At 65.5% G+C, this 10926-nt stretch carries 10 protein-coding genes and 1 tRNA gene; 9 read left to right on the top strand and 2 right to left on the bottom strand.

Annotated elements, in window-relative coordinates; all coding sequences use genetic code 11:
- Window positions 1-175: 175 nt before the first annotated feature.
- The 5 genes from leuC to ACW9UR_RS17570 all read left to right on the top strand — a co-directional run bounded on the left by leuC (window position 176) and on the right by ACW9UR_RS17570 (window position 5705).
- Complete coding sequence (gene leuC / locus ACW9UR_RS17590) at window positions 176-1582, top strand: 3-isopropylmalate dehydratase large subunit (RefSeq protein ID WP_458918358.1); 1407 nt, start codon at window positions 176-178, stop codon at window positions 1580-1582.
- Between the two features lie 104 nt (window positions 1583-1686).
- Window positions 1687-2988 carry a class I SAM-dependent methyltransferase gene (locus ACW9UR_RS17585; protein ID WP_458918357.1) on the top strand — a complete coding sequence of 434 codons (1302 nt, stop codon included), beginning with the start codon at window positions 1687-1689 and terminating at the stop codon, window positions 2986-2988.
- A gap of 141 nt (window positions 2989-3129) precedes the next feature.
- Window positions 3130-3735, top strand: coding sequence for a 3-isopropylmalate dehydratase small subunit (gene leuD / locus ACW9UR_RS17580; RefSeq protein WP_458918356.1), 606 nt, complete (start codon window positions 3130-3132; stop codon window positions 3733-3735).
- A 42-nt stretch (window positions 3736-3777) separates the two neighbouring features.
- On the top strand, window positions 3778-4578 hold the full coding sequence (locus tag ACW9UR_RS17575) for a hypothetical protein (protein WP_458918355.1): 801 nt from the start codon (window positions 3778-3780) through the stop codon (window positions 4576-4578).
- The gene (locus tag ACW9UR_RS17570; protein WP_458918354.1) at window positions 4575-5705 is read left to right on the top strand and encodes an endonuclease/exonuclease/phosphatase family protein; all 1131 of its coding nucleotides are present in this window, start codon (window positions 4575-4577) and stop codon (window positions 5703-5705) included. The genes ACW9UR_RS17575 and ACW9UR_RS17570 overlap by 4 nt, the downstream gene beginning before the upstream one ends.
- Here ACW9UR_RS17570 and ACW9UR_RS17565 read toward each other — a convergent pair.
- The gene (locus tag ACW9UR_RS17565; protein ID WP_458918353.1) at window positions 5642-6580 is read right to left on the bottom strand and encodes a Rossmann-fold NAD(P)-binding domain-containing protein; all 939 of its coding nucleotides are present in this window, start codon (window positions 6578-6580) and stop codon (window positions 5642-5644) included. The two genes, ACW9UR_RS17570 and ACW9UR_RS17565, sit on opposite strands and share 64 nt — an antisense overlap.
- A gap of 109 nt (window positions 6581-6689) precedes the next feature.
- On the opposite strand from ACW9UR_RS17565, the gene ACW9UR_RS17560 reads away from it, so the two are divergent.
- The 4 genes from ACW9UR_RS17560 (at window position 6690) to ACW9UR_RS17545 (ending at window position 9837) form a co-directional block, all read left to right on the top strand.
- Window positions 6690-7580 carry a LysR family transcriptional regulator gene (locus tag ACW9UR_RS17560; RefSeq protein WP_458918352.1) on the top strand — a complete coding sequence of 297 codons (891 nt, stop codon included), beginning with the start codon at window positions 6690-6692 and terminating at the stop codon, window positions 7578-7580.
- Window positions 7581-7654: 74 nt separating this feature from the next.
- The gene (gene leuB / locus ACW9UR_RS17555) at window positions 7655-8749 is read left to right on the top strand and encodes a 3-isopropylmalate dehydrogenase (protein ID WP_458918351.1); all 1095 of its coding nucleotides are present in this window, start codon (window positions 7655-7657) and stop codon (window positions 8747-8749) included.
- 9 nt (window positions 8750-8758) lie between these two features.
- Complete coding sequence (locus tag ACW9UR_RS17550) at window positions 8759-9745, top strand: DMT family transporter (protein WP_458918648.1); 987 nt, start codon at window positions 8759-8761, stop codon at window positions 9743-9745.
- A 15-nt stretch (window positions 9746-9760) separates the two neighbouring features.
- Window positions 9761-9837, top strand: a tRNA-Pro gene (locus ACW9UR_RS17545).
- Window positions 9838-9892: 55 nt separating this feature from the next.
- Here ACW9UR_RS17545 and ACW9UR_RS17540 read toward each other — a convergent pair.
- Window positions 9893-10912, bottom strand: a complete 1020-nt coding sequence (locus tag ACW9UR_RS17540; RefSeq protein WP_458918350.1) for a YeiH family protein — start codon at window positions 10910-10912, stop codon at window positions 9893-9895.
- Window positions 10913-10926 lie beyond the last annotated feature (14 nt).

The following is a 10926-nucleotide window of genomic DNA, read 5'->3' as shown; positions in this document are numbered from 1 at the left end:
GGGGAGTATGTGGTCGCTGATGCATCGGTATTTCGACATGGATGACCGGGCCCGCCTTCCGTGGCGGTTTCACGGGCTCACCGTCAGGCCGCTTCGCGCGCGCTGACCGCGCCGGCGTTCGCCGGTCCCCGAACCCGTTCCCGTTTCCAGCCGAACCCACTCAGCGAGATAAGCCATGACCGAGCCGAAGACCCTTTACGACAAGATCTGGGACGCCCACCTGGTCCACGAGGAGGCCGACGGCACTGGCCTGCTCTATATCGACCGGCACCTGGTCCACGAAGTGACCAGCCCGCAGGCCTTCGAGGGTCTGCGCATGGCCGGTCGCGGTGTCCGCCACCCGGAAAAGACCATCGCCGTTCCCGACCACAACGTTCCGACCGATCCGACCCGGATCCAGGGCATCCGTGACGAGCAGAGCCGGATTCAGGTCGAGGCGCTGCGCAAGAACGCCAAGGACTTCGGCGTCGAGATGTACGATGTCGACGACGTTCGTCAGGGCATCGTGCACATCGTCGGCCCCGAGCAGGGCTGGACCCAGCCGGGTTTCACCATCGTCTGCGGTGACAGCCACACCGCGACGCACGGCGCTTTCGGTGCGCTGGCGCACGGGATCGGCACCTCCGAGGTCGAGCACGTGCTGGCAACCCAGACACTGATCCAGAAGAAGTCCAAGAACATGAAGGTCGAGGTCCGCGGCAGCCTGCCTCCGGGCGTGACCGCCAAGGACATCACCCTGACCGTCATCGGCAAGACCGGTACCGCCGGCGGCAATGGCCACGTGATCGAGTACATGGGCGACGCGATTCGCGACCTGTCCATGGAAGGCCGCATGACCGTCTGCAACATGGCCATCGAGGGCGGCGCCCGCGCCGGTCTGATCGCCCCGGACGAGAAGACCTTCGAGTATGTGAAGGGCCGGACCCACGCGCCGAAGGGCGGCCAGTGGGAAATGGCCGTCGAGTACTGGAAGACGCTGAAGTCCGATCCCGGCGCGCACTGGGACAAGGAAGTCATCATCGACGCGAACGAGATCGCGCCCGTCGTCACCTGGGGCACCAGCCCCGAGGACGTGCTGCCGATCACCGGCGTCGTGCCGAGCCCCGAGGATTTCCAGGGCGGCAAGGTCCAGGCGGCCAAGCGCTCGCTGGAGTACATGGGGCTCGAGCCGGGTCAACGCCTGCAGGACGTGACCATCGACACCGTCTTCATCGGCTCGTGCACCAACGGCCGGATCGAGGATCTGCGCGAGGTCGCTCGGATCATGGAAGGCCACAGGGTCAAGGACGGCCTGCGCGCGATGATCGTGCCGGGCTCGGGCCTCGTGCGCGCTCAGGCCGAGGAAGAGGGCATCGCCCAGAAGCTGATCGAAGCGGGCTTCGAATGGCGCATGGCTGGCTGCTCGATGTGCCTGGGCATGAACCCGGACCAACTGTCCCCGGGCGAGCGCTGCGCCTCGACCTCGAACCGGAACTTCGAAGGCCGTCAAGGCCGCGGCGGGCGCACCCACCTGCTGAGCCCCGCGATGGCCGCTGCCGCCGCGATCACCGGCCGTCTGACCGACGTGCGCGAGTTCGGCTGATCGGTTGATTTGAAGCCCCGGTCGGGTAACCCCTTCCGGGGCTTCAAATTTCCAGCAAAATTGCTACACTCGGGTGTTTGTCAGAGTACCTGAATGAGTAGCCCATGGGATTCTTCGCGATCCTGCTGCGCAGGGCGGTGACCGTCGGCACCGTGAGACTGATAGGCCCTGATGGCGGGGCCGAGACCTTCGAAGGGGCCAGCCCGGGCCCTTCGATCACCATCCGAATCTCCGACAGATCCTTCGACCGGAAGATGGCCCGCAACCCCGAGCTTGCGGTTGCCGAGGCCTATATGGATGGCAGCCTCCAGCTTGAGGAGGGCACGCTCCCGGACCTTTTCGAAGTCTACCATGCCAACCAGGATGTCTTCGAGAAACGGCCGGGTCCCATCGCTCGGCGCGCCCTGTGGGGTATGCGCAAGATGATGGAGGTCAATGCGCCCTGGCAGGCGAAGCAGAACGCATCGCGCCATTACGATCTGGGCAACGCCTTCTACCGGCGCTGGCTGGACCGGGACATGCAGTACTCTTGCGCCTATTTCGAAAGCGACACCGCCACGCTGGAAGAGGCACAGACCGCCAAGAAGCGCCATATCGCGGCCAAGCTGAACCTGAAACCGGGGCAGCGGGTGCTGGACATCGGCTGCGGCTGGGGCGGAATGGCGCTTTACCTTGCGGCTGTCTGCGATGTCGAGGTCACGGGAATTACCCTGGCAGAGGAGCAACTCGCCATCGCGCAGGCCCGAGCGCAGGCGGCGGGGCTGTCAGATCGCGTGCGCTTCGAGCTTCGGGACTACCGGGATGTGAAGGAGACCTTCGACCGCGTCGTGTCGGTCGGCATGTTGGAGCACGTCGGCCCCGGCTCGCTGGACCGCTACTATCAGGTGGTGCATGACCGGCTGGCGCCGGACGGGGCGGCGCTGATCCATTCGATCTCGGCCCGGTTCGCGCCGCGTACGACCTCGCCGTTTCTGCGGAAGTACATCTTTCCGGGCGGCAGTATCCCGGCGATATCCGACTCGGCGGCGGCGGTCGAGAAGTCGGGCCTGTGGCCGCTGGATACGGAATTGCTGCGGATTCACTACGCCAAGACGCTGGAGGCCTGGGCGCAGAACTTCGACCTTGTCCGCGACGAGGTTGCGCAGGAATACGGCGAACGCTTCGTTCGGATGTGGGATTTCTACCTGACCGCCTGTCAGTATACGTTCTCGCATGGGCGAAACCTCGTCTACCAGATGCAGCTGGGCCGCAGCCGCGACGCTGTACCGATCACCCGCGATTACATCGCCGAGGCCGAGGCCCGCTATCGCGCCCGTGAATCGGAGGTGATCGAACGTCTGCTGACCTCGGCGGAGACGGCGTTCGCCACTGGCGCGCCCCGGGCACTTGGCCGCGCGGCCGAGTAGCCGCCTTGCGCGCGGCGCACGCGGCGTTTAGAACCGCCCGAGTTGGCCCGCGCGCACCTGCCCGGCCCGGTCTCCACGATCCGGCATTCGCAGGTGATGCACCCTGACCCGAGGGCCCCCGATCGAAGGACGGAACGCGAGATGGACAAGTTCACCACCCTCACCGGCGTCGCGGCGCCCCTGCCAATGGTCAACGTCGACACCGACATGATCATTCCCAAGCAGTTCCTGAAGACGATCAAGCGCACCGGCCTTGGCGTGAACCTCTTCGACGAGATGCGCTACGACGACAACGGCGAGGAAAATCCGGACTTCGTGCTGAACAAGCCGGCCTATCGCGACGCGCAGATCCTGGTCACCGGCGACAACTTCGGCTGCGGCTCCAGCCGCGAGCATGCCCCCTGGGCGCTGCTCGACTTCGGCATCCGCTGTGTCATAGCGCCCTCATTCGCCGACATTTTTTACAACAACTGTTTCAAGAACGGCATTCTTCCCATCACTCTGCCACAAGAAGACGTGGACAAGTTGATGGACGATGCGCAACGTGGGGCCAATGCGGTTCTTACTGTGGATCTTGAAAATCAAACCATTTCCGGCCCCGATGGCGGAAAGATCCCGTTCGAGGTGGACGCCTTCAAGAAGGAATGTCTGCTCAACGGTCTCGACGACATCGGGCTGACACTGAAGAACGAGACTGCCATTGGTCGGTTCGAGGACACTTATTCGGCGGAGCGGCCCTGGGCCTGACGCTATCCGCACACCGGCCCTCGCATTTGAAGGGGCGGCAGGATGCTAGGGCGCCTACTTGGCGCCAGCATCCGCGCGGCGCTTCTGGTTCTCATCATTGCGGCGCCCGCGTTCCTTCTGCCGGGCGTCAGCGTGGCAAGCCAGGAAATTTCGTTGATCGTCGCGGGCCTCGCCGCGGCGTTCACCGTATTCGAGTATGCCTCGACGCACCCCGGGCTTGTCGATTTCCGCTTTGCTCCGCCCTATAACCGCATCCGGTATATCACGTTCTCTGCTACGGTCCTCTCGCTGGTCTTCCTCGCCCGCGCGATGGAGGGGCAGGACAGTTTCTCGCCGGCTGTACTGGAACTGGCCGACCGCGCCGTCGTGGCGCTCGATTTCCCCCTGAGTCCGGTCCGCATGGCGCGCAGCACGATTGCCGCGGGCGAAGGGCCGGAATTCGAGTTGATGATAACCCGCGGGGCGGCCGTGAGTTTCCTCGTCACCTTCACGTCGATGCTGTTCTTCGCGGCGCTTCTGTGGCTGTTCCACTGGCCGGTGGGTCGACGCGATTTCAACCTGTGGATCAACCTGCCCACGTTCGAGCCCGGCTACGGCCGGGATGTGGAGCGTCGCCTGCACCGCGACGGCATGATCAACGTCCTCATTGGCCTCGCGTTCCTCTACCTCCTCCCGGTGGCGCTGTCGCGTGCCGGTGGCTGGTTCAACCCGTCGGTGCTGTCGAACTACCAGCCGATGGTCTGGGGTTTGACCTTCTGGGCGTTTGGTGCGGGATCCCTCGTGATCCGCGGCGCCGCTGTTCTCAAGGTTGCCTACCTCGTGCGCCGCACCCGCGCTGCATGAGGCTGCTCGCTGCGATCCTGCTCCTGCTGGCATCTTCGGTTAGCGCCGAGACCTTGCGGGTGGCCACCTACAACGCCTCTCTCAACCGTGCGGGGCCGGGCGTGCTGCTGAAGGACCTCCGCGCTGGAGGTGACCCGCAAATCGCCGCTGTTGTCGAGGTGATACGCACCGTGCGCCCCGACACCCTTCTGCTCAACGAGATCGACTATGACGGCGGCCTGATGGCACTGACCGCCCTGCGCGACCTGCTGCGCGACGGCGGGGCGGGGGTGGACTACCCGCACATCTTCGCCGCGCCGTCGAATACCGGGGAGCCGAGCGGGTTGGACCTCGACGGCGACGGCAAGGCGACCGGTCCGGGCGACGCCTGGGGATATGGGAATTTTCCGGGGCAGTACGGCATGGCCGTTCTTTCGCGCTACCCGATCGATGTCGCGGCGACGCGGACCTTCCGGACCTTCCGGTGGGCGGATCTGGAAGGCGCGCTGCTGCCGGTAGGTGCTGACGGCGAGCCTTTTCCGTCCGAGGCCGCGCACGAAGCGATGCGGCTCTCTTCCAAGTCCCACTGGGATGTGGCGATCGAGGCGCCGGATGGTGCGCTGCACCTGCTCGCCTCGCATCCGACGCCTCCGGTATTCGATGGGCCCGAGGATCACAATGGACGCCGGAACCATGACGAAATCCGGTTCTGGATCGACTACCTGGACGGTTGGGCACCGACGGATGACCAAGACCGCGCGGCTCACATTGCCAATGCACCCTTCGTGCTGCTGGGGGATCTCAACGCCGATCCAGCGGATGGGGACGGCCTGAAAGACGTCGTGGCGCGACTGCTGGCGCACCCGGCGGTACAAGACCCGGTACCGGAAAGCCGCGGGGCCGAGGCTGCAGGTGCCTTGCAGGGGGGCGACAATGCCCTCCACGCAGGCCGCGCCGCCCTCGACACCGCCGACTGGCGGGACGAGGGCGGGCCGGGCAACCTGCGGGTGGACTACGTCTTGCCTGCCGCCTCGCTGACGGTAGAGGGCGCGGGGGTCCACTGGCCCGAACCGGGCGCGCCGGGTCACGAACCGGCGGCGCTGGCCTCGGACCACCGGCTGGTCTGGGTCGATATCAGCCTGCCCTGACTATCCATCCTTTTCGCAACCAGATAGCCCAAGGCGTCCTCGGGCGGCGTCGTACGGAAGCCTGGAACCAGCGCCCGAAAGCGCCTGCCATCGAGGCTGTGCGGCGTATCCCAGAGATAGCTCATTTCCAGTAATCCCCGGAACATCGGCGAGAACGGCGCCAGCGGGACCAGCGCCCACCACGGCATTCGCGTGATCCGCAGGTCCATGCCAGCCAGCCCGCCGATCATCCGCGCAAGCGTGCGGCCCGAGAGCGTGTAGCCCTCGTATGGGATGTCGGCATAGGGAGGCAGATGGTCCCGGAGCTCGGCCAGCGCCACGGCGGCGCGTCCAAGGTCCGGCAGCCAGGCCCATGCGTGCGGGATGTCGCGCTTGCCGGGGTAGGTCATCCGCCCCTTGGCCAGGGGCTTCAGGATCTGTTCGGGCCAGGTGCCCGCCGGGTCAGGGTCGATGAAATCCCCTGCCCGCAGCAGGATAACGCGTATTCGACCGGCCTCGGCGGCGGCGCGATAGGTCTGCTCCATCTCGGCGCGGATCCGGCCCTTGCCGGTGATGGGCCGCTGCGGGGTCGTATGCGACCAGGGCGCAGGGGCCTTGCCGAAATTGTAGACACTGCCGGGCACGATCAGGGTCGCGCCGCTTGCCTCGGCTGCCGCCACCGCCTGTGCGGTGATGCGCGGCACCTCGGTCTTCCAGTCACGGTACCCCGGCGGGTTCCAGCCGTTCACGATCACGTCCGCGCCAAGGGCGGCTTCGGGCAGGCTGTCGGTCTTTCGGTCGAAGCGGCGTACCGTCCAGCCGGCGGTTTCGAAGGCTTTGCCAGCGTTGCGGCCGAACCTGCCGTTCGCGCCTAGGATCAGGGCAGTCCCGGTCATTGTCTTGTCCTTTCCGGTCTGAGGTCTGTTGACTGCACCGACAATCGGATATCTTTCTATGAATGGATATTCGCGAAGATTTCGGATTGGGCATTCAAAAGTGAATACCATGGACCGTCTCGACTGGACCTTGCTGGAAGCCTTCGCTGCGGTGGCCGAGGCGGGCTCGCTGTCGGCGGCAGCCAGGAAAACAGGCATCAGCCAGCCGACGCTCGGGCGCCACATCCGACGGCTCGAGGATCGTCTGGGAACGCCGGCTTTCACCCGGCACCGCTCTGGCCTGGCGTTAACCGACGCCGGGCGCGCACTGCTTCCCGCAGCGCAGGACATGGACCAGGCGGCCGCCCGTGTCGCGCTTGCCGCAGCCGGACAGACCGACCGGCTGGCCGGTACAGTCCGCCTGACCACCAGCGTTGCCTTCGCGCATTTCCATATGCCGCCCATTCTCGCGGGGTTGCGCGTGGATGCGCCGCAAATCCAGATCGAACTGGTGCCCAGCGACAGCAGCGAGAACCTGCTGTTTCGCGAGGCCGATATCGCCCTGCGCATGTACCGCCCAACGCAGCTCGACGTGGTGACGCGGCATCTGGGCGATGTCACGTTGGGGATTTACGCGGCGCGGAATTACCTCGCGCGGATCGGCCTTCCGGACGGGCCCGAAAACTTCGGCCAGGTCGAGATGATCGGCTACGACCGATCCGAACTGCTGTTGCGCGGCATGCGCGAGATGGGCATGGACGTTCGGCGTGACGATTTCCCGCTGCGCTGCGACGACCAGGCGGTCTATGTCCACTTGGTGCGAGTTGGGTCCGGCGCCGGCATCATTCAGGACAGCATCGCCGCGCAGTTCCCCGAACCGGTGCGGATTCTTCCGGACATTCCCCTGCCGCGGTTGCCGGTCTGGCTGACGGTTCCGGCGGCGTTGCGCGACACGCCGCGCGTGCGTTTCGTCTGGTCCCGGTTGGAGCGGGATATCACACCGCTTTGCAAGAAAGGTTGACGTAGGGGCGCTTCCTTGACCACACCTCCGCAAATGGCTAGGCGAAGCTGACCTTACTCAGCTGGAGCCCCTTCATGTCCAAGACCCTTCTCATCCTGCCCGGCGACGGCATCGGCCCCGAGGTGATGACCGAGGTTCGCAAGGTGATCGACTGGTTCAACGCCCAGGGCCAGGATTTCGAAGTGTCCGAGGATCTCGTGGGCGGCTGCGCCTACGACAAGCACGGCACCCCGCTGACCGACGAGACGATGGCCAAGGCGCAGGACGTCGACGCGGTCCTTCTGGGCGCGGTGGGCGGCCCGAAATACGACACTCTCGACTTCAGCGTGAAGCCCGAGCGCGGCCTGCTGCGTCTGCGCAAGGAAATGGACCTTTATGCCAACCTGCGCCCGGCCCAGTGCTTCGACGCGCTGGCCGATTTCTCGTCTCTGAAGAAGGACGTGGTGTCGGGCCTCGACATCATGATCATCCGAGAGCTGACCTCGGGCGTCTATTTTGGCGAGCCGCGCGGCATCATCCAGGAAGGCAACGAGCGTGTGGGCATCAACACCCAGCGCTACACCGAAAGCGAGATCGAGCGCGTCGCGCGCTCCGGCTTCGAAATGGCCCGCAAGCGGAACAACAAGCTCTGCTCGATGGAAAAGGCCAACGTCATGGAATCCGGCGTCCTGTGGCGCGAAGTGGTGCAGAAGATCGGCGATACCGAGTACCCGGATGTCGAGCTGAGCCACATGTACGCCGACGCCGGTGCCATGCAGCTGACGCGCTGGCCGAAGCAGTTCGACGTGATCGTGACCGACAACCTGTTCGGCGACCTGCTGTCCGACCTTGCCGCGATGCTGACCGGCAGCCTGGGCATGTTGCCCTCGGCCAGCCTCGGCGCACCGATGGCGAACGGCCGGCCCAAGGCGCTCTACGAGCCGGTACACGGTTCGGCGCCGGACATCGCCGGTCAGGGCAAGGCGAACCCGATCGCCTGCATCCTGAGCTTCGCGATGGCGCTGCGATATTCCTTCGACATGGGGGCCGAGGCCGACAAGCTGGAATCCGCGATCAACACCGTACTGGCACAAGGCCTGCGGACCGCCGATCTGATCGGCGAGGAAGGCCGCGCCCCGGTCTCGACCTCGGAAATGGGCGACGCGATCATCGCCGCCCTGAATGGCTGATTGACCGGTATGGGCGGCGGCCACTTCGGCGCGGTTTTCGCCCTTGCCGCGTTCGGTGTCTTTGCCACGCACGACGTGCTGGTAAAGACGCTGGGCGCGACCTATTCGCCGATTCAGATCATCTTCTTCTCGGTGCTGTTCGGCTTTCCGGTCGTCACGATGGCGCTGCTGGGGGATCGCACGGACGGCAACCTGCGGCCCCGGCATCCGGGCTGGACCATCCTGCGGACCGTTGCGACGGTTATCACTGGCCTCTGCGCGTTCTATGCATTCTCGGTACTGCCGCTGGCGCAGACCTACGCGATCCTGTTCGCGACCCCGCTCATCATCACGATCCTGGCGGTCCCGATCCTGGGCGAGACAATCCGCCTGCGCCGCATCGTTGCGGTCATTTTTGGGTTCATCGGCGTTATGGTGGTGCTTCAGCCGGGCGCCAATCCCTTGTCCCTGGGCCATCTGGCGGCGCTTGCGGCGGCGACGGGCAGCGCGATAGCATCGATCATCGTACGCAAGCTTGGCAGCGGAGAGCGCGGCATCGTTCTGCTGCTCTACCCGATGGCGGCCAACTTCGTCGTCATGGGGGCCGCGCTGCCGTTCGTCTACAAGCCGATGCCGATCCTTCATCTCGGTATGGTTGCCGCCATCGCCACCATGGGCGCGTGCGCGACCATGCTGATTATACAGGCCTACCGCCGCAGCGAGGCAGGTGTCGTCGCCCCGATGCAGTACAGTCAGATCCTGTGGGCCACCGCCTATGGCGCGATGTTTTTCGACGAACAACCCCAGTTGAACGTGGTCGTGGGCGCGGCGATTATCATCCTCAGCGGGATCTATATCCTGTGGCGGGAACGCCGGGCGCAGGCATCGCCCACGCGGCCGGTTTCGCGGACACTGCACGTCAGGCTGGACACCGGAACCCTGCCGCGGATCGGGGTCATCTTGCGTCGCCGCAGGTCGAACGAGTCTCCTCTTGCAAACCGCCCGCCGGACGTATAATCGACCTGCCACGGTCGGAGTGTAGCTCAGCCTGGTAGAGCACTGTCTTCGGGAGGCAGGGGCCGGAGGTTCGAATCCTCTCACTCCGACCATTACGCAGAAGGCGCCCCGCAGGGCGCCTTTGTCGTTCAGGGATGTGCGGCTGGCTCAGAACAGCCAGAGCGCGCCCAGCAGGACGAAACCGGCAATGAACAGCGTCTCGGCAAAGATCAGGATCACCGACTGGGGCGGGATCTCGACAATGCGTCTCAGTTCCGTCTTCACGCCGACGGCGGCGATGGCGGTAAGCATCGCCCATTTCGACAGCGACCACAGAACGGCCTGAACGGAAGTGGGCACCAGCCCGACCGAGTTCGCAACTGCCAGTACCAGGAAGGCCAGAACGAAGCCCGGCACGATGGGCGGGGCCTTGCCCCCAGCCGCCTCGGCCAGCCCGGCGCGGCGCATGACCAGCGTCAGGATCAGCACGAAGGGCGCCAGCATCGAGACGCGGATCAGCTTTACCGTGGTCGAGGTCTCGCCCACAGTGTCCGAGACCGAGAAGCCTGCGCCGACCACCTGCGCCACGTCGTGGATCGTGCCGCCCAGGAAGACCCCCGCCGCGATATCCGACAAGCCCAGTGCCTGCGCGACGATCGGGTAGGCGACCATTGCCACGGTGGACAGCAGCGTGACACCGAAGACCGTGAAGCTGAGGTTGCGCTCGGAGAACTCGTTGCGCGGCAGCACGGCGGCGATGGCCATGGCCGCCGAGGCGCCGCAGATCGCCACCGAGCCGCTGGTCAGGACCGCCAGCCGCCATCCACGGCCCAGCGAGCGCGCGCCGATGAACCCGACTACCACGGTTGCCATCAGCGCACCGACGACAAGCGCGATGACGCCCCAGCCCAGTTCCGCGAAGACCTCGAAGCTGATCCGGGCGCCCAGCAAGGCGACGCCTAACCTCAGCACCGTTTTCGAGGCGAAGGTGACGCCCGGCGCGCTGCGCTGGCCGTCCTCGACAAGGAAGTGCATCGACAGGCCCAGCAGCAGCGCCATCAGCATCGCCGGGGCGCCGTAGTGATCCGACAGGAATTGCGCGGCCAGGGCGATCAGCCCGCAGACCAGCAGGCCGGGCCACAGCCGCGAGATCGTGCTGGCGGCTGCGGCGGTTTTCGGGGTCGTCATCGGGTCTTTCCTTG

It is taken from the genome of Halovulum sp. GXIMD14794 (assembly GCF_054457455.1).
The sequence above is the reverse complement of the archived record's forward strand: the minus strand, read 5'-3'. Positions and strand labels throughout refer to the sequence as shown.